Annotated in this window: 17 protein-coding genes; 4 read left to right on the forward strand and 13 right to left on the reverse strand. The window is 66.2% G+C overall.

Features of this window, described 5'->3' with window-relative positions; genetic code table 11:
• Window positions 1-8 precede the first annotated feature (8 nt).
• Together ACO055_RS02030 and gyrA are read right to left on the reverse strand one after the other, a co-directional pair.
• Window positions 9-317: a DUF952 domain-containing protein gene (locus ACO055_RS02030; protein ID WP_422060948.1), complete on the reverse strand. Its 309-nt coding sequence runs from the start codon at window positions 315-317 to the stop codon at window positions 9-11.
• Window positions 314-2983, reverse strand: coding sequence for a DNA gyrase subunit A (gene gyrA, locus ACO055_RS02035; protein WP_422062395.1), 2670 nt, complete (start codon window positions 2981-2983; stop codon window positions 314-316). The genes ACO055_RS02030 and gyrA overlap by 4 nt, the downstream gene beginning before the upstream one ends.
• A 225-nt stretch (window positions 2984-3208) precedes the next feature.
• Here gyrA and ACO055_RS02040 point away from each other — a divergent pair, with 225 nt between their 5' ends.
• The 3 genes from ACO055_RS02040 to ACO055_RS02050 are packed head-to-tail and all read left to right on the forward strand — an operon-like array spanning window position 3209 to window position 6839.
• Window positions 3209-4501: a hypothetical protein gene (locus tag ACO055_RS02040; protein ID WP_422060949.1), complete on the forward strand. Its 1293-nt coding sequence runs from the start codon at window positions 3209-3211 to the stop codon at window positions 4499-4501.
• 57 nt (window positions 4502-4558) lie between these two features.
• Complete coding sequence (locus tag ACO055_RS02045; protein WP_422060950.1) at window positions 4559-5464, forward strand: hypothetical protein; 906 nt, start codon at window positions 4559-4561, stop codon at window positions 5462-5464.
• Window positions 5457-6839, forward strand: coding sequence for a sensor histidine kinase (locus ACO055_RS02050; RefSeq protein WP_422060951.1), 1383 nt, complete (start codon window positions 5457-5459; stop codon window positions 6837-6839). The genes ACO055_RS02045 and ACO055_RS02050 overlap by 8 nt, the downstream gene beginning before the upstream one ends.
• 238 nt (window positions 6840-7077) lie before the next feature.
• Here ACO055_RS02050 and ACO055_RS02055 read toward each other — a convergent pair whose 3' ends face one another.
• Both ACO055_RS02055 and gltX read right to left on the reverse strand, forming a co-directional pair.
• Window positions 7078-8361 carry a citrate synthase gene (locus ACO055_RS02055; protein WP_422060952.1) on the reverse strand — a complete coding sequence of 428 codons (1284 nt, stop codon included), beginning with the start codon at window positions 8359-8361 and terminating at the stop codon, window positions 7078-7080.
• A 36-nt stretch (window positions 8362-8397) separates the two neighbouring features.
• The gene (gene gltX / locus ACO055_RS02060) at window positions 8398-9864 is read right to left on the reverse strand and encodes a glutamate--tRNA ligase (RefSeq protein WP_422060953.1); all 1467 of its coding nucleotides are present in this window, start codon (window positions 9862-9864) and stop codon (window positions 8398-8400) included.
• A gap of 111 nt (window positions 9865-9975) precedes the next feature.
• Here gltX and ACO055_RS02065 point away from each other — a divergent pair, with 111 nt between their 5' ends.
• The gene (locus tag ACO055_RS02065) at window positions 9976-12072 is read left to right on the forward strand and encodes a ComEC/Rec2 family competence protein (protein ID WP_422060954.1); all 2097 of its coding nucleotides are present in this window, start codon (window positions 9976-9978) and stop codon (window positions 12070-12072) included.
• On the opposite strand, the gene lexA is transcribed toward ACO055_RS02065, so the two are convergent.
• The 9 genes from lexA to ACO055_RS02110 all read right to left on the reverse strand — a co-directional run bounded on the left by lexA (window position 12026) and on the right by ACO055_RS02110 (window position 22150).
• On the reverse strand, window positions 12026-12709 hold the full coding sequence (gene lexA / locus ACO055_RS02070; protein ID WP_422060955.1) for a transcriptional repressor LexA: 684 nt from the start codon (window positions 12707-12709) through the stop codon (window positions 12026-12028). The two genes, ACO055_RS02065 and lexA, sit on opposite strands and share 47 nt — an antisense overlap.
• A gap of 65 nt (window positions 12710-12774) precedes the next feature.
• A complete protein-coding gene (gene glp / locus ACO055_RS02075; RefSeq protein ID WP_422060956.1) occupies window positions 12775-13965 on the reverse strand; it encodes a gephyrin-like molybdotransferase Glp in 1191 nt (396 codons plus the stop codon).
• On the reverse strand, window positions 13962-14432 hold the full coding sequence (gene moaC, locus ACO055_RS02080) for a cyclic pyranopterin monophosphate synthase MoaC (protein ID WP_422060957.1): 471 nt from the start codon (window positions 14430-14432) through the stop codon (window positions 13962-13964). Before moaC ends, glp begins: the two co-directional genes overlap by 4 nt.
• On the reverse strand, window positions 14429-15223 hold the full coding sequence (gene trpC / locus ACO055_RS02085; RefSeq protein ID WP_422060958.1) for an indole-3-glycerol phosphate synthase TrpC: 795 nt from the start codon (window positions 15221-15223) through the stop codon (window positions 14429-14431). Before trpC ends, moaC begins: the two co-directional genes overlap by 4 nt.
• The gene (gene trpD / locus ACO055_RS02090; protein WP_422060959.1) at window positions 15220-16218 is read right to left on the reverse strand and encodes an anthranilate phosphoribosyltransferase; all 999 of its coding nucleotides are present in this window, start codon (window positions 16216-16218) and stop codon (window positions 15220-15222) included. Before trpD ends, trpC begins: the two co-directional genes overlap by 4 nt.
• A complete protein-coding gene (locus ACO055_RS02095; protein WP_422060960.1) occupies window positions 16215-16805 on the reverse strand; it encodes an anthranilate synthase component II in 591 nt (196 codons plus the stop codon). Before ACO055_RS02095 ends, trpD begins: the two co-directional genes overlap by 4 nt.
• A gap of 176 nt (window positions 16806-16981) precedes the next feature.
• The gene (locus tag ACO055_RS02100) at window positions 16982-18046 is read right to left on the reverse strand and encodes an alpha/beta fold hydrolase (RefSeq protein WP_422060961.1); all 1065 of its coding nucleotides are present in this window, start codon (window positions 18044-18046) and stop codon (window positions 16982-16984) included.
• A 636-nt stretch (window positions 18047-18682) separates the two neighbouring features.
• Window positions 18683-20200, reverse strand: coding sequence for an anthranilate synthase component I (gene trpE / locus ACO055_RS02105; RefSeq protein ID WP_422060962.1), 1518 nt, complete (start codon window positions 20198-20200; stop codon window positions 18683-18685).
• A gap of 3 nt (window positions 20201-20203) precedes the next feature.
• Window positions 20204-22150, reverse strand: a complete 1947-nt coding sequence (locus tag ACO055_RS02110) for a SurA N-terminal domain-containing protein (RefSeq protein WP_422060963.1) — start codon at window positions 22148-22150, stop codon at window positions 20204-20206.
• Between the last annotated feature and the right edge of the window lie 62 nt (window positions 22151-22212).

Genomic DNA, 22212 nt, shown 5'->3' on the forward strand with positions numbered 1-22212 from the left:
GGGAAGCGTCAGTCGCGTTTCTGAAGGCTGACGACAGCATGGATCGGCAGCTCGGCATAGATATGCGGGAACAGATCGCCGCCGCGCGCAGGTTCCCAGCGGATCGCCTCGCCGAGGCAGACGAGGTCGACCTCGGCGATCATCAGATCGCTCTGCCCGGCGAAATATTTGGCGATCGTCGCCTCGAGCTGCTCGGCGGTCGACAGGTGGATATAGCCGTCGGCAATATCGACCGGAGCGCCGCGGAACACGCGTTCGCGTTCGAAATCGACCCATTGCTGATGGGTCAGGACTTTGAAGGCGGTCGCGGCGCTCATTCGGTCGGCGTTTCGTCGACAGGCGTTTCGGCGTCGGGCGTTTCGGCCTCGTTGGGTGCTTCGCCTTCCACCTCTTCGTCGTCGCTTTCCTCGATCAGCGCCGCCGACACGACATGCTCGTTATTCGCGACGTCGAACAGGCGCACGCCCGCCGAACCGCGACCGATGACGCGCATCGAATCGAGCCCCATGCGGATCAGCTTCGCCTGATCGGTTACCAGCATCAGCTGATGCGCCTTGGTCGCGGGAAAGCTGGCGACGACAAGGCCGTTGCGCGCGATGTTGTCGATGTTCGTGATCCCCTGGCCACCACGGCCGGTGCGGCGATATTCATAGGCCGACGACAGCTTGCCATAGCCGTTGGCGCAGACGGTCAGGATGAACTGTTCGCGCGCGGCGAGTTCGTCCATGCGTTCGGGCGCCAGCGTGGCCTCGTTCTCATTGTCCTTCCACGGCGCGGCGCGCAGATAGGCTTCGCGTTCCTCGCTGTCGGTGCCGACGCGGTGGAGGATCGAGAGCGATATGACTTCGTCGCCGTCGGCGAGGCGCATGCCGCGCACACCGGTCGAATTGCGGCTCTGGAACTCGCGAACGTCGTCGCCGGCAAAGCGGATCGCCTTGCCCTGGCGCGTCGCGAGCAGCACATCGTCGCTTTCGTCGAGCAGCGCGACGCCGATCAGCCGGTCGTCCTCGTCCTCGCCCTCGAACTTCATGGCGATCTTGCCGTTCGAGGGCACGTTGGTGAAGGCGTCCATGCTGTTACGACGCACACTGCCCTTTGCGGTTGCAAACATGACGTGCAGCTTGCCCCATTCGGCCTCGTCCTCGGGCAACGGAAGCACGGTCGAGATCGTCTCGTCCTTTGCGAGCGGCAACAGGTTGATCATCGGCCGGCCGCGCGTAGCGGGCCCACCTTCAGGCAGGCGCCACACTTTCATGCGGTACACTTTCCCGGCGGTCGAGAAGAAGAGCACGGGCGTGTGCGTCGAGGTGACGAACAGCTCGGTGACGACATCCTCTTCCTTCGTCGCCATTCCGGCGCGGCCCTTGCCGCCGCGGCGCTGGGCGCGGAAGGTGTCGAGCGGGGTGCGCTTGATATAGCCGTCGAGCGTCACCGTCACGACCATCTCTTCACGCTCGATCAGGTCTTCGTCGTCGATGCCGTCGGCGGCGGGGGCGAGCTGCGTGCGGCGCGGTTTGGCGAATTCGTCGCGCACCGCGATCAGCTCTTCGCGCATCACGGCATAGAGCTTGTCACGATTGGCGAGGATACTCAAAAGCTCCTCAATTTCATCCGCCAGCTCTTTAAGTTCTCTACCGATTTCGTCGCGGCCAAGCGCCGTCAGGCGATGCAGGCGAAGGTCGAGGATCGCCTTGACCTGAACCTCCGACAGGCGATAGCTCGCGCTGTCGTCCATCTCGCCGTCAATGGCTTCGACGAGGCGGATATAGGGGGCGATGTCGCCGATCGGCCATTCGCGCGCGAGCAGCGCGTCGCGCGCCGCGGCGGGGCTGGGCGAACCGCGGATGATGCGGACGACTTCGTCGAGATTGCTGACCGCCACGACGAGACCGAGCAAGATATGCGCGCGGTCGCGCGCCTTGTTGAGCTCGAACTTGCAGCGGCGGGTGATCACTTCCTCGCGGAAGTCGATGAACGCCGACAGGATCGTCTTCAGACCCATCATTTCCGGGCGTCCGCCGCGGATCGCAAGCATGTTCGCGGGGAAGCTCGACTGCGCGGGCGTGTGACGCCAAAGCTGATTGAGCACGACCTCGGCCGTCGCGTCGCGCTTCAGCTCGATGACGACGCGCACGCCTTCGCGGTTCGATTCATCGCGGATGTCGGAGACGCCCTCGATGCGCTTGTCGCGCGCTGCTTCTGCGATTTTCTCGACCAGGCCCGATTTGCCGACCTGAAAGGGGATGGCGGTCAGGACGATCGACTGGCGGTCGCCGCGGCCTTCCTCGATCACATAGGTCGAGCGCATCATGATCGAGCCGCGACCGGTGGCATAGGCGAGGCGCGCGCCGCCCTGACCCAGCATCATCGCGCCGGTCGGAAAGTCGGGGCCGGGAACGATCGTCATCAATTCGTCGAGCGTGATGTCGGGGTTGTCGATCGTCGCGAGCGTCGCATTGATCACTTCGCCGAGGTTATGCGGCGGGATGTTCGTCGCCATGCCGACCGCGATGCCGCCGGCGCCATTGACCAGCAGGTTGGGATAGCGCGCAGGCAGCACGGTCGGTTCGGATTCCGAGCCGTCATAGTTGGGCTGGAAGTCGACGGTGTCCTTGTCGAGGTCGCCGAGCAGCGTGTTCGCAACCTTGGCAAGGCGCGATTCGGTGTAACGCATCGCCGCCGGCGGATCGGGGTCCATCGACCCGAAATTGCCCTGGCCATCGACGAGCGGAACGCTCATCGACCAGTCCTGCGTCATGCGGGCAAGCGCGTCGTAGATCGAACTGTCGCCGTGCGGGTGATATTTACCCATCACGTCGCCGACGATGCGCGCCGATTTGCGATAGGGACGGCCCGCGACATAGCCGCTTTCGAACGCCGAATAGAGGATGCGGCGGTGCACCGGCTTCAGCCCGTCGCGCACATCAGGCAGCGCTCGGCTGACGATCACGCTCATCGCGTAATCGAGGTACGAGGTCTTCATTTCGTCGACGATACTGATCGGCGAAATGCCGTCATCCGACGGCGGCAAATGCGGATTTTCTTCGGTCAAAGCCCGGCCTTTTTCTGCTCTTTCGGGAGATGGATTTTGCCTAGCCCATGGGGGCAGGCAATGCCAGCGATTCGGACGGTTTTCGGGATATTTTTTATCCCCGCCGAACGACTGAAATATCCGCGATTAAAGCGGCTTTGACGGGCGTCATCGCGCGTGACAAGCCGCTTGCCAATCGCGGTCCTGCGCCTAAAGCTGCGCGGCGATGATCGATTGCCTGCCTGGGGGGCGCCGGTGGCCCTGATCGCGCTGGTCGGTACCAGCGAAACGCTGCCCGACGGCGGCTTGCGCGCGCTCGTCACGGTGGCGGGCGAGACGCTGATCGAACGGCAGGCGGCGCGGCTCGCCGACGTCGGCGTGACGCATATGGCGGTCGCCGTTGCGGCGGTTCCTGCCGAGCTCATCGCGACATGCGATCGCATCCGGCGCCGCGGCATGAAAGTAACCCCGGTACGCACGGCAGCCGACCTGGTGCCGCTGGTCGAGGCAGACGACCGGATCATTCTGGTGGCCGATGGCCTGCGCGCCGGCGGCATGCACTATGCGGCGATCGCCAAGCCGGGATCGCCCGCGATCCTGGTCACCGGCGATACGATGCTCACCCAAGGGTTCGAGCGGATCGACGCGACGCGGCGCTGGGGCGGGCTGGCCTCGATCTCGCAGCCAATGGCGGTCGAACTGGCGGCGATGCCGGGCGAATGGGACATGATGCTCACTCTGCTGCGGCTTGCGGTGCAGTCGGGGGCGCGCCGGCTCTATTGCGAGCCCGCGCTGTTCGAGCAGGGCGAGATCGCGATCGTCGTCGATCGCCCGACGGCAGCGCTGATCGAACAATCGAGCCTGCAGCAGGTTGAATATGGCGGGATGGGGCTCGGGCGGTCGGCCGTGATGATGCCGCTGGTGCGGCTTGCGGGGCCGTTGCTCGTAAAGTCACCCAGGACTGCGCGCTATCTGCCTTTTATCACTGCGATTTTGTGGATAGCCGTCGCACTTCTCGCCGCGAGCGGACTAGCGGCTGCGGGCGCGCTGGTTGCGATCGTCGGCGGGCTCTGTCTGGCCGCGATGCGATTCCTGTCGGCTTTTCGTGCCGAAAGCGCGGTGCAGGACCGCGCGCGCGATCTGATCCGTACCTTCGGTTGGGTATTGCTGGGCGCCTACCCTTGGCTGGTCTCGCTTGGCGGCCCTGACCATCTGATGCCCCGTTTCGCCGAAGCTGCCCTCGCGCCGTGCCTTGCGGCGGCAATCCTGCTGGCGCGCTGGCTTTACGAAGATTCGGGGGAGCGGCGCCGCTTTCACTGGCTGCTTCCCGACGCCGATCAGGCGTGGATGATGCTGGCACCGGCGCTGGTCTTCGGAATTTCAACGCTGATGTTTGCGGTTCTGCCGCTGCTCGCGCTGTTGCAGATCCTGCTGTGGCTGAAACTCGCGCGGCGCCCGGAGTCGCGCTAAAACGAAACACTTCAAGGTTTAACGCCTATTAACGACATGCTGCTATCGCGGGCGTGCATGGCTGACGCTCTCTCCTCGTCCGGTATCGACTTGCCGTCGCCGACGCTGTCGGTGCGCCTTCGCGAGTTGGCGGGGTTTCTGGCCGCGCCGACGGCCGGCAGGCTGACCGAAGAGCAACGCGCGCTGGCGCTCGGCATCGCGCGGCGCCTGGTCGCCGACGTCGTGGCAGAACTGGGCTGCAACATCGATACGGCGGCGCTGTGGCGCGAATGGCTGGTTGCGGGCGTGCCCGCCGCCGGACGGCTCACCACTGCCTGTTTTGCCCGCGCCGAAGAGCATCGCTGGCGCGAATTGTCGGCGCAGCGGTTCGGCGCTCCTGCACCGGCGGCCGGAACGCCGGGCGATACCGGTGACGCCGTGCCGTCGTCCGGACGGCCGTCCGACCTTGATCGCGCCTATCTGGCCTTGCAGATCGCCGACCGGCGCCGTTTCGACGGCTATGGCAGCCCGTGCCTTGCGCTTTCCGATATCGATGCGGACCTGCTGCGCGTCCTTCTTCTCGATGTGTCGGCCTGGGGGCTGATGCAGGTCGGCAAGGACAGCGCGCTCGCAGCCAGTCTGGGCGATGCCGTCCGCCAGGCGCTGGAACGGCACGCGGAAAAGCCCGGTATCGACCGTACCGCCACGCTTTATCATGATCAGCTCGCTGAACAGGGGCAGGTGGCCGAAGCGGCCGCCACCGCGATCGCGCGGCACGACTGGGTGGCGCTGACAGCGCTCGCGGCGGCGGCAGGCCGATGCGCCTATGCCGATATGACGCTATCGCTGCTTAGTGCCGAAACAGCCGCATTGCCGCAATTGCTGGCTCCGCTGAGGCTCGACCGCGCAGCATTCGCGCCGCTCGAGGCGTCGCTCGCTTCGCTTCCGGGGCGCGCTGTCGCAGGAGGCGGCGGCGATGAGTGACCGCATCGTTCGCGGCCGGATCGACCGTGCCGGAGCGCTGGTCAGCGCCGATGCGCCGTTGCTGCGGCTGCAACAGCGTGCCGGTTCGGGGATAGGCAAGCCGCTGGCGTTGCCGCACCTTGCGCGCCTCGTCGCACTCGCGCAGCGGCTCCAGCGCGACGTTTCGCGCCCGCTCTACGCCGCGGACGATCATAGCGACATTCATGCGCTGGTCCGCGTCGCCCCCGACGACGAAGGCGCGAACCTCGAAATCAGCGACTGGCGGACGGGCGCGACGGTAGCGTCGCAAATGCCGGGGATCGCTGACCTGACAGCCGGGCCACGCAGTTGGAGCTGGGAATGCGACCAGCATTTGCGCGTGGTGGCGCTGCGCGAAGGCGCCGGCGCGCCGGCGGTGCCGGACGACTGGGAAGGGCGGTCGCTGTCCGAATTGTTCGAGCTTCAGCCTGACGGCGAAGGCCGGTTCCCGGTGCTTCGCGCTCTGGCAGGGCAATCCGTCTTCGACGGGCAAAAGGTTCGCGCCGACAGCGACGGCGCGCGTATCGCAATGGTGCTGACCGGCGAGCCCCTGTTCGACGCGACAGGGCGGTTCACCGGCTTTCGCGGCGCCGCAGCCATCGACGCCGATCCCGAAGCGATCGCCGCTCCGGATGAAGTCGCGCCCGTTGATCCGGCGTTCGGTTCGCTGCCGCTGTCCGATCCGCAGTTCGGGCGCCGTATCGACGGCGCGCTGCGCGGGCCGCTCAGCCGGATCATCGCGACGGCCGAGACGATCTCGGGCCAGTTCGACGGCCCGATCCGCGCCGATTATGCGCGCTATGCCGGCGACATTGCGCACGCAGGGCGGCATTTGCTCGGGCTGGTCGACGATCTCGCCGATTTGCAGAATATCGAGCGGCCCGGGTTCAAGGCGGCCGCCGACGAGATCGACCTTGGCGACCTGGCGCGCCGTGCGGTGGGCCTGCTCGGGATGAAGGCCGAGGAAAAGGGCATTCGCATCGACGCGCCGAAGACCGATGACAAGATGCCTGCAACCGGCGAATTTCGCCGCGTGCTGCAGGTGCTTTTGAATCTCCTCGGCAATGCGATCCGCTATTCGCCCGATAATTCGCAAATCTGGATCCGCGTCGATCGTGACGGCGATCGCGCGATGGTCACCGTGGCTGATCAGGGGCAGGGGATCGATGCCGAGCAACAGGCCGTGGTGTTCGAGAAATTCGAGCGCCTCGGCCGCACCGACAGCGGCGGTTCGGGCCTGGGCCTCTATATCGCGCGCCGACTGGCGCGCGCGATGGACGGCGAGCTGGCCGTTGAAAGCGCGCCCGGGCAGGGCGCGCGGTTTACTCTGAGCCTGCCCGCGCGGGACGTGAGTTAGGCGACGGTGCCGGGTTTGGGGCGGGGAGCGGCAGATCCTCAATTCTCGTCATGCTGAACCGGTTTCAGCATCCATCGCATGAGCTCGAATTTGGCGCGGTGCCAAAGGCAGCAGCGGGCCATGGATCCTGAAACAAGTTCAGGATGACGGTTGAATAGATGTCGTGTTGCGGTCGAACCCCACCAACAAAAAAGGGGCTGTTAAGAGCCCCTTTTTCGTTTCTTGATGGCGGCTCCGATCAGCGCTTGTCGACCGGAACGAACGGACGATGCGTCGGGCCGGTGTAGAGCTGGCGCGGACGCCCGATCTTCTGCGCGGGGTCCGAAATCATCTCGTTCCACTGCGCTACCCACCCGACGGTGCGGGCGAGCGCGAAGAGCGCGGTGAACATCGTCGTCGGGAAGCCGATCGCCGACAAGATCACGCCCGAATAGAAATCGACATTCGGGAACAGCTTCTTCTCGATGAAATAGGGATCACTGAGCGCCATTTCCTCGAGCTGGATCGCGACCTCGAAAACGGGATCGCTGACCTTGAGCGCGGCGAACACTTCGCGCACCGTCTTTTGCATCACGGTCGCGCGAGGATCATAATTCTTATAGACGCGGTGACCGAAGCCCATCAGGCGGAACGGGTCGTCCTTGTCCTTCGCGCGTGCGATATATTCGGGAATGCGCTCCGGGCGGCCGATTTCGCGCAGCATGTTCAGCGCAGCTTCGTTCGCGCCGCCATGCGCGGGACCCCAGAGACAGGCGATGCCCGCTGCGATGCACGCAAAGGGATTCGCCCCCGACGAACCGGCGAGGCGAACGGTCGAGGTCGACGCATTCTGCTCGTGATCGGCGTGGAGGATGAAGATGCGGTCGAGCGCGCGTTCGACGACGGGGTTCACGACATATTCCTCGGCGGGAACGCCGAAGGTCATGCGCAGGAAGTTGCCCGTATAGCTGAGGTCGTTGCGCGGATAGACGAACGGCTGGCCGACCGAATATTTATACGCCATCGCCGCGATCGTCGGCATTTTCGCGATCAGACGGTGGCTGGCGATCATCCGCTGGTGCGGATCGTGGATCTCGGTCGAATCGTGATAGAAAGCGCTGAGCGCTCCGACGACGCCGCACATCACGGCCATCGGGTGCGCGTCGCGGCGGAAACCGCGATAAAAGGTCGCGAGCTGTTCGTGCAGCATCGTGTGGCGCGTGATCGTATTGTCGAAATCGGCCAGTTCGGCCGCGTTCGGCAACTCGCCGTTGAGCAGCAGGTAGCAGGTTTCCATGAAGCTGGAATGTTCGGCGAGATCGCCGATCGCATAGCCACGGTGGAGCAGCACGCCCTCGTCGCCGTCGATATAGGTGATCTCCGATTCACAGCTCGCGGTCGAGGTGAAGCCGGGATCATAGGTGAAAGCGCCGGTCTGGGCATAGAATTTGCGGATATCGACGACATCGGGGCCGACCGTGCCCTTGAGCACGGGATTTTCGACGGTGGTGTCGCCCAGGGTGATCTTTGCAGTATCGGTCATATTCTTCCCCTGTAGTGGCGGCGGGAGACGTTGCGGTTACGCCCCTGCCGGATAATTGTGCGCTGCGTCAAGTCGTGCCAGGCTCGCGTCGCGGCCAAGCAGCAGCAACACGTCGAAAATCCCCGGAGACACCGTCCGTCCGGTCAATGCAGCGCGCAACGGTTGCGCTAGTTTGCCCAGCCCGATTCCGGCCGACTCGCTCGTTTCGCGAACCGCAGCCTCGATATCGTCGGCGTTCCAGTCGTTCAGGCCGCGCAGCGTGTCGGTGATGCTGGCAAGCACTCCCTCCGGCGCGTCCTTTAGCACCTGCGCCGCCTTTTCGTCCACTGCCAGCGGCAGCGTCTCGAACAGGAAGAGCGCGCCCTCGGCAATCTCGTCGAGCGTCTTGGCGCGCGGCTTCAGCGATTCCATCGCGCGGGCGAGAAGATCGCGGTCGCCGCCGTCGAGCGCGCGGCCGATGTGCGTTTCGACGCGCGGTGCGACCAGGCCGGCGAGACGTGCGTCGTCGGCCTCGCGGATGTAATGGCCGTTCAGATTTTCGAGCTTCTTGAAGTCGAAGCGCGACGGCGAGCGGCCGACATGGTCGAGGTCGAACCATTCGACCGCCTGCTGCCGGCTGATGATTTCATCGTCGCCATGCCCCCAGCCGAGGCGGAGGAGATAATTGTTCACCGCTTCGGTCAAATAGCCCATCTCGTCGCGATAGGCGTCGACGCCCAGCGCTCCGTGCCGTTTCGACAATTTCGCGCCGTCGGCACCGTGGATCAGCGGCACATGCGCGTAAACGGGCTCGCGCCAGTTCATCGCCCGGATGAGCGCAAGCTGGCGAAAGGCGTTGTTGAGATGATCGTCGCCGCGGATCACATGGGTGATCCCCATGTCGTTGTCGTCGACGACGACGCTGAGCATATAGGTCGGCGTGCCGTCGCTGCGAAGCAGGATGAAATCGTCGAGCTCGGCATTCTGGACCGTGACATCGCCCTGGACGCGATCGGAAATGGTGACTTCGCCCTCCTGCGGCGCGCGCAGGCGGATGACGTGCGCGATCGCCGGATCGCCGTCGTTGCGGTCGCGCCACGGGCTGCGGACGCGAAAAGGAATGCGCTTTTCCTGCGCATCGGCGCGCATCGCGGCCAACTCGTCCTGCGTCAGGTAGCAGCGGTAGGCCTCGCCTTTGGTGAGCAGTTCGTGGGCGACTTCGGCATGGCGCGGCGCCCGTGCAAACTGGAACACCGTCTCGCCGTCCCAGTCGAGGTCGAGCCACTGCATGCCGTCGATGATCGCGTCGATCGCGGCGTCGGTAGAGCGCGCGCGGTCGGTGTCTTCGATCCGCAGCAGGAATTGGCCGCCGTGGTGGCGCGCGAACAGCCAGTTGAACAGCGCGGTGCGCGCGCCGCCGATGTGCAGATATCCTGTCGGCGAGGGCGCAAAGCGCGTGATCACCGCCGCGCCCGTCGCCTCGGGAGCCGCTTCTGCCAAATTGGTCGGAGTTTCGGTTGCCACCATGGCCTCTTTCAATGATTTTACCGCCCTACAGGGTCGGAGGTCGGGGCAGCCCCTAGCATGGCGACAAAGCCGCTTCAAACGCCCATTGGGCTGCGCGGGACAAGTTGGTTGCAACGCGTTTTCGAGGATACCGAAGCGCGGCTCGATGCCGAGCGCGAGCGGATCGGATTGTGGCTGCCGGTGGCGCTCGGTGCCGGGATTGCGGCCTGGTTCGCGCTGCCGGCGCGCCCGCACTGGATCGGGCTGCTGTTTTTGCTTGGCGGTGGCTCGCTCGGGGGCTTGCTGATCGGGTGGCAGAGCCGGTTCGGGCGGATGGTGGCGGTCGGCAGCGGCGTCATGGCGGTCGGCGTGATGCTGATCTGGGGGCGGGCGCTGTGGGTTGCCGCGCCGGTGCTCGCACAGCCGGCGGTGACGGCCTTCTCGGCCGTCGTCGAACAAGTCGAGCCGTTGCCGGCGAGGTCAGAAACGCGGCTTATCCTGCGCCCGCAGGGCCGCGACGACCTGCCGCCGCGTGTCCGGGTGACGCTGCGCAGCGAGCAAAGCGTCGATATCGTGCCGGGCGAGCGGATCGGGCTGCGCGCGCGGTTGATGCCGCCGCCGGTGGCGAGCCTGCCCGGCAGCTATGACTTTGCACAGCGCGCGTGGTTCGACCGGATCGGCGCGGTCGGGACGGTGCTGGGCGACGCTACGCGCACGCAGAGCGCCGGACAGAGTGATCCACCGCTGCGGGCCAGGCTCAGCGCGCATATCCACCAGCAGATCGCGGGCTCGCCGGGCGGGATGGCCGCGGCCTTCGTCACGGGCGACCGCGGGGCGATCTCGGCCGAAGACGAGGAGGCGATGCGGCGGAGCGGCCTTGCGCATCTGCTGTCGATCAGCGGGCTGCATGTGACCGCGGTGATCGGCTTTACGATGTTCCTGGCGATGCGGCTCTTCGCGCTCAGTCGCCGGGTCGCGCTGGCGGGCTATGTGCTGCCGATTGCGGCAGCGGCGGGCGCACTCGCGGGGGCGGGCTATACCTGGCTTGCGGGCGCCGAAGTGCCGACGCTGCGGTCGCTGATTGCGGCCTTGCTGGTGCTGGCGGCCTTTCTGCTGGGGCGCGAGGCGCTGACGCTGCGGCTTGTGGCGGCGGGCGCGCTGATCGTGATGATCTGGCGGCCAGAATCGCTGGTGGGGCCGAGCTTTCAGCTAAGCTTTGCAGCGGTCACCGCGATCGTCGTCCTCCACGAAAGCCGCAGGATGCAGCGCTTTCTGGCGCGGCGTGAAGAGCCGCTGGTTCTGCGATGGGGTCGCGGATTGGCGGGTTTGCTGATCACGGGGATCGTGGTTGAGGTGGCGCTCGCGCCGATCGCGCTGTTCCATTTTCACAAAGCGGGGCTGTATGGCGCGCTTGCCAACGTCGTTGCCATCCCGCTGACGACCTTTGTCGTGATGCCCGCCGAGGCGCTCGCGCTGATGTTCGACAGCGTCGGGCTTGGCGCGCCCTTCTGGTGGGTCACCGAGAAAGCGCTCGCGGCATTGATCGCGCTGGCGCATCGGGTCGCTGATGCACCCGGCGCGGTCGCGACCTTGCCGCGTTTTCCGCCCTGGGGTTTTGCGCTCGCCGCCGTCGGCGGGCTGTGGGTCCTCATCTGGCAGACGGGCTGGCGCTGGTGGGGCGCGGCGCCGCTGGCGATCGGTATGATGGCGCTGATCGTCCAGCCGCGCCCCGACCTGCTGATCACCGGTGACGGACGGAATATAGCCGCCGCTGCGCCCGGCGGCGGTTATGCGCTGCTGCGCGACCGCGCCGGCGATTTCGTGCGCGATACGATGAGCGAGGCGGCGGGGATCGACGCGCCGCTGGCAGCGCTGGCCGACCTCGATCATGTAGAATGCAATCCCGATTTCTGCCGATGGCGCCAGAGCGAGCGCGCGATCCTGGCATCGCGCGGCCGCGACCGGATCGCGGAGGGCGAGATGGTCGCCGCCTGCGCGGCCGCCGATGTCGTGATCAGCGACCGCTGGCTACCGCATGAATGCGTCGGGCGCTGGCTGACCATCGACCGCGACAGCCTGGCGGCGAGCGGCGGGCTCGCGATCTACCTAGGCGCAAAGCCGACGGCCGTCGCCACGCTGGAAGCGGGCGACGGCCATCCGTGGCGCAATGCCGAAATGCTCAGTGGTAACGACGAAGCAGTCCCGAAAGCCGCCCTTGCACAATGACGCGTTCGGATTCGTACCGCTGGGGCTCATAAGCGCTGTTCGCAGGGTCGAGCCGGATCATCTTGCCTTCGCGGCGGAAATATTTGAGCGTCGCGTCCTGTCCGTCGACCAGCGCGACGACGATGTCGCCCTCGCGAGCGGTGCTGACTTTCTGGATCAGCGCATAGTCCCCGTCGAAGATGCCGGCCTCGACCATCGAATCGCCCGAGACTTCGAGCGCATAATGTTCGCCCGAACCGAGCAGCGCCGCGGGAACCGCGAGATTATTATGATCCTCGAACGCCTCGATCGGAACGCCTGCGGCGATCTTGCCGTGCAGCGGCACTTCGATGATGTCGTTCGCGGCGATCGGGCGCATCGCGGGGGCAGGCTTGCGCAGCGGCACGATATTGTCGCGATCGTTGCGCGCGGCGGCCTTGGCGGCTTCCGGAACCTTCAGCACCTCCAGCGCGCGGGCGCGATTGGGGAGTCGGCGGAGGAAGCCCCTTTCTTCCAAAGCGCTTATCAGGCGATGTATGCCCGACTTCGACTTGAGGCCGAGCGCTTCCTTCATTTCCTCGAACGAGGGCGAAATGCCGCTCGCATCGAGGCGTTGCTGGATGAAATGGAGCAGTTCATGCTGCTTCGCGGTCAACATCTGTTGTTCTCCATGATGCCAGTTCCGGACATAGGGAGAACGATAGTGGAACAAAGCGGAACTTGTCAAGCGATAGCGATATAGTCCGCCGCTTCGCCCGCGGCGCGCGGCGCAGCGCCGATGTCGCGGATGACGAGCGCGTTCGCTTCGGCGAGCGGATAGGTGCGGCCGCTGTCCTGGCCGTCGAACACCGCAAGGGCGCCTTTTTCTAACCTTGCGCGCAGATAGTCGCGGCGCTTGGTCCCGGCGGCAAGCGCACTCGTCAGCGGGGCTTGGCGGACTTCGGGCAGCGGATCGCGCGCCCCTGCGAGGTGGCGGACGAGGGGAATGAGGAAGAGCGTCGCGGTGACAAAGGCCGACGACGGGTTTCCGGGGAGGCCGAGGAGCAGCGCGTCGCCGATCGTGCCGGCGATCAGCGGCTTGCCGGGACGCATCGCGATCTTCCAGAAATCGATGTTGCCGCCGGCGTCTTCGAGGGCGCCGCGGACATGGTCATGATCGCCGACCGAGGCGCCCCCGACGGTCACGATGACGTCGTGACGTCGCTCCAAGTCCTTGAGGACGTGGGACAAGCTGGAGCGGTCGTCGCGGAGATGAAGCGGCAGGCTGACTTCGGCAGGCTCGGCAGCGAGCATCGCGGCGAGCATCGTGCCGTTGCTGTCGGGGATCTGGCCGGGGGCGAGCGGGTGACCAGGGTGGACGAGCTCGTCGCCAGTGGTCAGGATCGCAACGCGCGGGCGCTTACCGACCGCAAGCTGTTCGCTTCCGCTCATGATCGCGGCGGCGATCGCTCCCGGGGTAAGGCGGGCGCCAGCGGCAACGAGCGTCGCGCCGGTCGCAAAATCGCTCGCAAGGGCGCGGATATGCTGGCCAGACCTGATATCATCGTGTGTCGTCAGGTGAAGCGCCGTGCCTTCGGCAGAGAGATCCTCCTGCATGATGACCGTATCGGCGCCGTCGGGGAGCCACGCACCCGTGAAGATTCGCAGCGCCTCGCCCTGGCCGACCGTGGCCGACGGGGTGCTGCCGGCGGCGCTTTCGCCGGTAATCGTCCACGGGCCGGGCATGTCGGCGAAGCGGACGGCGTAGCCGTCCATAGCGGAGAGCGGCGCGGCGGGTTGATCGCGCTGCGCCACGACCGGCTCGGAAAGATAACGGCCAAGCGATTCGGAAAAGGCGATATTCTCCGGCGCGAGCGGCGCACGGAGCGCAAGTAGCCGCGCCTGCGCATCCTCGACCGGCAGCAGGCCGCTCATTCGGCGCGCCAGTCGCCCGAGCGGCCGCCGCTCTTTTCGAGCAGGCGGATGTCGCCGAGGATCATCGCGCGGTCGAGCGCCTTGGCCATGTCGTAGAGGGTGAGGAGCGCGACCGAGGCGGCGGTCAGCGCTTCCATCTCGACCCCGGTCGGGCCGGTGGTCGCCGCGGTGGCGCGGACCGACAGGCCGCCCGCTTCCCATTCGAAGTCGACCGACACGCTGGTGAGCGCGAGCGGGTGGCAGAGCGGGATGAGGTCGGCGGTGCGCTTGGCCGCCATGACCCCCGCGATGCGCGCGGTCGAAAGGACGTCGCCTTTCGGCGCGTTGCCGCTGCGGATCGCTTCGAGGGCTTGCTGAGACATGGTGATGCGCCCGCCCGCGATGGCGCGGCGCTCGGTCGCGGGCTTTGCGCCGACATCGACCATATGCGCCGCGCCGGTGTCGTCGAGGTGAGTCGGGCGGGTCATGCGGCGGAGCCCTCCAGCAACGCCGTCGTGGCCGCGGCCACATCCTCGTGCCGCATCAGGCTTTCGCCTACGAGGAACGCGTTCACGCCGCTTTTCGCGAGCCTTTGGCAATCGGCGTGGGCCGCGATGCCGCTTTCGCCGACGAGCAAGGTTCCCGCCGGAACGAGTTTGGCCAGGCGTTCGGTAACGCCGAGATCGGTCTCGAAGGTGCGCAGGTCGCGGTTATTGACGCCGATCAGGCGCGAACGGAGCTGCGTGAGGGCGCGATCGAGCTCGGCCTCGTCATGCACTTCGACAAGGACGTCCATGCCGCGCTCGAACGAAGCAACCTCGATTTCGCGCATCGCGCCGTCATCGAGCGCGGCGACGATGATCAGGATCGCATCGGCGCCGATCGAGCGCGCTTCAGCGACCTGCCAGGGGTCGATCATGAAATCCTTGCGCAGGACGGGCAGGTCGCACGCGGTGCGCGCGGCGATGAGGAATTCCTCATGCCCCTGAAAGTAGGGCGCATCGGTGAGGACCGACAGGCAAGCGGCGCCGCCCGCTGCATAGGCGCGCGCATGATCGGCGGGATTGAAGTCTTCGCGTATCAATCCCTTGGAGGGCGAGGCTTTCTTGATCTCTGCGATCAGGCCATAGCCGCCAGCGTCGATTTTCGCCTGTAACGCGGCCTGAAAGCCGCGCGGCGCGCCCGCGTCTATGCGGTCGAGGTCGGCGACCGAATAGGCCTGGCGCCGCTCGGCGACTTCTTCGGCCTTGGTCGCGAGGATTTCGGTTAGCTTGTTCATCGGTACGCGATCCAGCAATTGAGGAGCGCGTTGGCAAGCCCCTTGTCGATCGCTTCGGCGGCTTCTTCGACACCGTCGACCAGATTTTCGGCCGCCCCCGCGACGACGAGCGCTTCGGCGGCGTTGTAAAGCACGGCGTCGCGATAGGCGCTTTTGTCGCCCAAAAGCAGGCTTCGCAGCGCTTTGGCGTTCTCGGCTGCGTCGCCGCCGCGGATAGCCGAGATCGGGTGCGTCGGCAGGCCGGCGTCGGCGGCGACGCTACGCTGCATGCGGACGCCTTCGCGCGTGACGACCGCAACCTCGTTGCCGCCCGCGAGCGAGAGTTCGTCGAGGCCCTCGTCGCCGGAAATCACGCGCGAATGCTCAGTTCCGAGGCGGTGGAGCGCTTCGGCATAGACGGGGACATAGGCGGGGCGCGCGATGCCGACGAGCTGGCGCGTGACGCGCGCTGGATTGGCGAGCGGCCCCATCAGGTTGAAGATCGTCCGGCGGCCGACCGCCTTGCGGATCGGCATGATGCGCTTCATCGCGGGATGATGGTGCGCGGCAAACAGAAAGCAGATGCCCAGATCGGCAAGCTGCGCTTCGGCCATCTGCGCGGCACGCTCCATATCGAGGCCGAGTGCCTCGAGCGTGTCGGCTGCGCCCGACTTGGAGGAAGCGGCACGATTTCCGTGCTTTGCGACGGGAACCTCGCACGCCGCGACGACGATGGCGACCGCGGTCGAAACGTTGAGCGTGTGATGGCCGTCGCCGCCCGTGCCGCAGACGTCGATCGCGCCCGCCGGCGCATCGATGGGGATCATGCGGTCGCGCATCGCCTGCGCGGCGGCGGCGATTTCGACCATCGTTTCGCCGCGATCCGACAGCGCGACCAGAAATTCAGTGATATTCGCGTCGGTCGCGACGCCGTCGAGCATCGTCGCAAACGCGTCCGCCGCCTCGTCATGGCCCAGCAGCGCGGCGGGATCGGGGAGCGGCCCGAAGGCGCTCATGCCGCCTGTCGCGCCGCGACCGGAAGTCCTGCCGCAGCGAGGAAGTTGGCAAGCATCGCATGGCCATGCTCGGTCGCGATGCTTTCGGGATGGAATTGCACGCCGTGGATCGGCAGTTCGGCATGGCGGAAGCCCATGACGGCGCCGTCGTCGCTCGTCGCGTTGATCAGCAATTCGGCGGGAATGTCGACGACTTCCAGGCTGTGATAGCGCGTCGCGGTGAGCGGCGAGGGCAGGTCGACGAACAGGCCGGTGCCGTCGTGACAGACGGGCGAGGTCTTGCCGTGCATCAGATGGCCGCGCTGGACGATGCCGCCGAAATGCTGGCCGATCGCCTGATGCCCCAGGCAGACGCCGAGCAGCGGACGCCGGGCCTCGGCGCAGGCCGCGACGAGGTCGAGGCTGACGCCGGCTTCGTTGGGCGTGCAGGGACCGGGCGAAATGAGGAAGGCCGCGGCACCGGTCGCGAGCGCGTCGGCGGCGGTCAGCGCATCGTTACGCTCGACGCGCACCTCGGCGCCCAACTCGATCAGATAATGAACGAGGTTGAAGGTGAAGCTGTCGTAATTGTCGATGACGAGGATCATGAGGGCGCACTAACGGTTTTGCGGGGGCGGGGAAAGGGATAGAAGCTTTTCGGCCTGCAACGCGGGCTTGTCTCACATCCCGTCATTCCGGCGAAGGCCGGACTCTCCAACGTCGCATCCTGGCTGGTCGGCGAGATCCCGGCCTTTGCCGGGATGACGAAAATGGTGCGGTGCTCCTATTCCGCCATCAGCTTCGCGAGATCGTCCTTCCAGAATTTCGCCCATGTATGCGTTCCATGCCCCTTGGTCTCGGCGCTTGCCGGGATCAGGATATAGCGCGCGCGGGGCATGCGCTTCACGCCGTCCTGCGGATAGGAATAGCCGGGCGGATTGATGAAATCGTCGCCGGAGTTGATCCACAGTAGCGGCACGGTGATCTTTTCAAGATTGGGCCAGGGGTTGTAGTTTCGCGACGAATCAAGCTGATAGATGGTGTCATTCGCATCATTGCGTCCGAAGGTGCGGGCGAAAGCCTCGTCCTTATATTTCTCGGCAGCGACGCGGGTCGGATATTGCGCCTGCAGCGCATAGGGGTTCGCCCCCGCGATCATCGTGAGCGCGGCGGCGGTGCGCAGGCCGCCGAGCGGCGGGTCGGTGTAATGGCCATCCTTCCAAAGCGGATCGGCCTTGATCGCGTCGATCGAGAGCGTGCGCCACATCCGGTTTTCGCCCGCGATCTCGACCGGCTGGCACGCAAAAGGCGCGAGGCGTTCAGCGAAACCCGGGTGCGTTTCGCCCCAGACGAAAGCGTGCATGCAGCCCATCGACGTGCCGAGGATCAGCTTCAGCTTTTGCACCCCCAGCTTTTCGGTGAGCATCCGGTATTGCGCGGTGACCATGTCGTCATAGTCATATTTGGGGAAGGCCATGCGCAGCCCGTCGCTGGGCTTCGACGAGCCGCCATGGCCGAGATTGTCGGGCAGGATGACATAATATCTGTTCGTGTCGAGCGGCTGGCCGGGGCCGTAAAGTTCGCCCGCGAATTGCGGCTGGAAGAATTGCTTGCCCGTGCCGCCGGTGCCGTGGAGGACCATCACGGCGTTGGTCACATGCCCCTTTTTGTCGCGCTGCGGCGTACCGAGCGTCGTGTAGTGCATCTTGATTTCGGGCAGCTTTTCGCCGGTTCCGAAAGTGAAATCCTTGAGGATCGCATCGCCTTCGACGGCACCCGCGACCGTCTGGGCGTGGGCGGGAACGACGCTGGCGAGCAGCAGGGCGAGGGGGGCGAGGAATGTGCGCATGGCCGCGACGTTAGCGCAGTTGCGAACCGGTGATAAGCCTTCGGCAGCGCGTGACCAAAGAGCATTCGGGCGATCGCGGCTTTGGGGTGGGAGCCGCCGCCGCCTGGTGCCAAAGTTCAGTAAAGTTCAGCCCTATGGCGTACCCCCGATCAGCTTGTGCCGCGCGCCGGACGCGCCAGGCCAGGGCCGCTCGCGCAAACCGGGCGGCAACCGTTTTTATCCACCGGGAGAAAGAGCCGAGATCGACGCTGGCATAGCCGGATATTGTAGGAAAGGCCTTTTTTGGCGCAGGCTTTGCGGTGGCAAGCGGTGAGCCTCCTTCGTCACTCCGGACCCGATCCGGATATATCGCATTGGAGCAAATATGCGTTCCCCCGCGAAGGCGGGGGGACCAGCTTCGACGCGAAACGTCGAAGGGCGCGCCGCCGCGCGCGCGTCGTTCCTTGTTGCTGGCCCCCCGCCTTCGCGGGGGAGCGCCTCTTCCTTGTCCCAGTGGGATGATTGCCGATCAAGTCCGGGGTCGATCGCGGCGTTGACGTCGAGGACCCCGGATCAAGTTGGGGGTGACGAATCGATATCGTCGCCCCCGCGAAGGCGACGGCTCGTTCCGCTCGATTCCGGACGACACTCCAAGCCTTATTGCCCGTACCGCGGCGTTCCTGCCAGCCGCACCGCCTCGCGCGCCGCAGCGAAGAGCGCGCCGGCCTTGGCTTCGCACTCGCGCTGTTCATAGGCGGGGTCGCTGTCGGCGACGATGCCGGCGCCCGCCTGCACATGCATTTCGCCATCCTTCACGATCGCGGTGCGCAGCACGATGCAGCTGTCCATATTGCCGTCGGGAGCGAAATAGCCGACGCCGCCCGCATAAGGCCCGCGCGCATCGGCCTCGAGCTCGGCGATGATCTGGCAGGCGCGGACTTTGGGCGCGCCGCTGACCGTACCGGCGGGGAAGCCCGCGAACAGCGCGTCGATCGCGTCCTTGTCGGGCGCGATGCGGCCGATGACGTTCGAGACGATGTGCATGACATGGCTATAGAACTCGACCGTATAGCTGTCGGTCACCACGACGCTGCCGCCAATCGCGGCGCGGCCGACATCGTTGCGGCCGAGGTCGAGCAGCATCAGATGTTCGGCGCGCTCCTTGGGGTCAGCGAGCAGGCTCTCGCGATTCTCGACATCCTCGGCGCTGGTGCGGCCGCGCGGGCGGGTGCCGGCGATGGGCCTGATCGTGATCTCGCCATCGCGGACGCGGACGAGAATCTCGGGTGACGAGCCGATGATCGCGAAGCCCGGCAGGTCGAGGAAATAGAGGAAAGGCGAAGGATTGATACGCCGCAGCGCGCGGTAGAGGTCGAACGGCGGCAAGTCGAAGGGGGTCGAGAAGCGCTGCGACAGCACGACCTGAAAAATATCGCCCGCGGCGATATATTCCTTCGCCGCAGCGACCATCGACGCGAAATGCGCGGGGCTGGTCGCCGGGTTTGCCGCAATGTCGGCGGGCAGCGCTTCGGTCGCCGCGCGGTCGGTGTGGGCGCTGGCGCTCGACAGGCGCGCAGCGATCTCGTCGAGCCGGTCCTGCGCTGCTTCGATCATGCGGTCGATGGCACCCTGCGCGTCGGGCCAGATCGGCGCGATCAGGAACAGTTCGTCGGCGAGGCGATCGAACACGAGGATCGTCGTCGGGCGCACGAACACCATGTCGGGCAAGCCGAGCCCGGCGCCCGGCGCGCGCGGGATGCGCTCGACGAGGCCGATGGTTTCATAGGCGAAGAAGCCGACGAGCGTTGCGAGCGCCTTCGGCAGCCCGTCGGGGACATCGAAACGGCATTCGGCGACGAGGTCGCGCAGCGCCTGAAGCGCGGGGGTGTCGAGCGGCGCGAAGGCATCGCGGTCGCGGCGCCAGTCGCGGTTGATGCGCGCGGCGTCGCCGGTAACCTCGAACATCAGGTCGGGATCGAGACCGATCAGGCTGTAGCGGCCCCGCGTCTCGCCGCTCTCGACCGATTCGAGCACCCAGTCGCCGCGGCCCGGCTCGATCAGCTTGAGCGCAGCGGAAACCGGCGTTTCGATATCGGCGATCAGCCGCTGCCAGACGACCGCGCCGCGCCCCTGCGCCAGCGCCTCGAGCGCTGCTGCTCTGCCCTCGAGGGCCACGCCCTATTCGTTGACCGGCGCGGTGCCGGTCAGCTCTTTGCGGAGCTGCTCGACCAGATCCTTGTTGATCGTCACCCCGACGCGGCGCTTCGCTTCGGCAGCGAATTGCTCGACGAGTTCGTTGCCGAACGCGGGCGCGAGCGGCTGGGCGATCGCAGCGACGCGGGCCGGCTCGATATCCTTTGGATTCGGGCGGTCGACGTCGCCGAGAGCGAGCACCATCCAGCCGCGGTTGCCGGGGACTTCGAGCGTCTTCACGCTGCCCTTTGCCATCGAGAAGAGCAGGGCGAGTTCGGGCGGAACGGGCTTGCCGTCGCGGCCGAGGTCAGCGCGGCGGCCGCCGATCGTCTGGACGCCAGCCATCGCCGCACCGGCAGCGCTGGCGGCCTCGGGAAGCGCCTTGCCGCCTTCGACGGCCTTCACGATCGCGCGCGCCTTGTCGCGAGCGACCTTCTGGCCCTGGGCCAGGCGCCAGTCGTTGACGAGCTCGGCGCGGATCTGGGCGAACGGCGGCGGCGCTGCGGCGACGATGGACTTCACCGCGTAAACGGCAAATTTCTCGTTCTCGACCAGCGTGGCGATGTGGCCTTCGCCCTCTTCGCTGCCCTGGAAGGCGCCGCTGACCATCGGCGCAAGTTCGGGCGAGGGCACGAAACCGGGCAGGCCGGGCGCGCGGCCGCTGGGGAGCAGGGCGGGTGTCGTCTCGATCTTCAGCTTGCGGTCATTGGCGATCTCTTCGATCGATGCGCCGCTGTTCACCGCGTCCTGGACCGCATTATAATAGTCGACGATCGCTTCGTTCGCCTTGTTCTTCTGAAGCTCGGTGCGGATGTCGGGGGTCGCGTCGGCAAGGGTGCGCGCGGGTTTCGCGGTGACGCTTTCGACGCGTGCGACGGTCCAGCCCAGGCCTTCCTGCACCGGGCCGATCACCTCGCCGCGCTTGGCGGCAAAGGCGAGCTTTGCGGTCGCCGCGCTGCTCTGCGCAGCATAGGCCGACTGGGTGAGTTCGGTGGTGGTCGAGGCCGAAAGGCCCACGGTCTGCGCCGCGGCAGCCAGCGTCGCGCCGCCGCGAACCTTCGCCGCAATGCCGTTCGCGGTCGCCTGATCGGGGGCGATCACCTGCGCGAAACGGCGCGTCTCGGTCGCGGCATATTGCGCGGCGTTGGCTTTGTAGGCCTTCGCGATTTCGGCGTCGCTGACGACGGGAACGGGCACCGCGCTGCGGTCGAAGAGCGCATATTGCAGCACGCGGCGCTCGGGCACCGTGAATTTCGACTTATTCTGTGCGAGGTAGGTCTGGAGCGCGGCATCGCCGGGGTCGCTGGCGGGAGCGAATACGCTCGACGGGATATAGAGCGCCTGGCCGCGACGCTGTTCGAGCAGCAGCGCGGCATAGGGCTGCGCCAGGCCAAGCGCGACGCGCGGCAGCGAACCGATCGGCATGCCGATCTGTTCAAGCAGCAACTGCTGCTTGAGCTCGCGGCGGATCTGCGCCTCGGTCAGGCTGTTCTGGCGCATGAAATTTTCGAACGTCTTCTGGTCGAATTTGCCCGACACGCCTGCGAAAGCAGGGATGTCGGCGATACGGCCGTCGATCTGGCGCTTGCTGACGGCAAAGCCGAGCTGTCCGGCGAACTGTTCGAAGGCCAGGCCGTCGATCGTCTGGTTCAGCGCCTGGTCGAGCCCGCCCGATTCGACGAAAGCCGCCATCGTCAGCCCCGGCTGCTGCTGCCGCGCCTGGTTATAGGATTGGCGCACCCGGTCGCGCAGTTCGCCGATGCCAAGGTCGGTATCGCCGACTTTCGCGACATTGGCGCCGCCGAGCCCGCCGAACGACGAATTGCCGGTGACGTCGCTCAGCGCGAACAGCACGCCGATCAGCGCGATGAAGCCCAGCGCGACGATCTTGCCGATGGTGGATCCGAAAAGGCGGCGAAGGTTCGTGATCATGTAACAGACTGTCTTTCGGCGAGGCGCCGCGAGGCGCGATTGCGCGCTGCTTTAGGCGGGAG

Source organism: Sphingopyxis sp., from assembly GCF_965227415.1.
In the GTDB taxonomy this organism is placed as follows: Bacteria; Pseudomonadota; Alphaproteobacteria; order Sphingomonadales; family Sphingomonadaceae; genus Sphingopyxis.

Coding starts and splice junctions, on each gene's coding strand:
- ACO055_RS02030 (WP_422060948.1), bottom strand. CDS start 317: ATGAGCGCCGCGACCGCCTTCAAAGTCCTGACCCATCAGCAATGGGTC.
- gyrA (WP_422062395.1), bottom strand. CDS start 2,983: ATGAAGACCTCGTACCTCGATTACGCGATGAGCGTGATCGTCAGCCGA.
- ACO055_RS02045 (WP_422060950.1), top strand. CDS start 4,559: ATGGCTGACGCTCTCTCCTCGTCCGGTATCGACTTGCCGTCGCCGACG.
- ACO055_RS02050 (WP_422060951.1), top strand. CDS start 5,457: ATGAGTGACCGCATCGTTCGCGGCCGGATCGACCGTGCCGGAGCGCTG.
- ACO055_RS02055 (WP_422060952.1), bottom strand. CDS start 8,361: ATGACCGATACTGCAAAGATCACCCTGGGCGACACCACCGTCGAAAAT.
- lexA (WP_422060955.1), bottom strand. CDS start 12,709: ATGTTGACCGCGAAGCAGCATGAACTGCTCCATTTCATCCAGCAACGC.
- glp (WP_422060956.1), bottom strand. CDS start 13,965: ATGAGCGGCCTGCTGCCGGTCGAGGATGCGCAGGCGCGGCTACTTGCG.
- moaC (WP_422060957.1), bottom strand. CDS start 14,432: ATGACCCGCCCGACTCACCTCGACGACACCGGCGCGGCGCATATGGTC.
- trpC (WP_422060958.1), bottom strand. CDS start 15,223: ATGAACAAGCTAACCGAAATCCTCGCGACCAAGGCCGAAGAAGTCGCC.
- trpD (WP_422060959.1), bottom strand. CDS start 16,218: ATGAGCGCCTTCGGGCCGCTCCCCGATCCCGCCGCGCTGCTGGGCCAT.
- ACO055_RS02095 (WP_422060960.1), bottom strand. CDS start 16,805: ATGATCCTCGTCATCGACAATTACGACAGCTTCACCTTCAACCTCGTT.
- ACO055_RS02100 (WP_422060961.1), bottom strand. CDS start 18,046: ATGCGCACATTCCTCGCCCCCCTCGCCCTGCTGCTCGCCAGCGTCGTT.
- ACO055_RS02110 (WP_422060963.1), bottom strand. CDS start 22,150: ATGATCACGAACCTTCGCCGCCTTTTCGGATCCACCATCGGCAAGATC.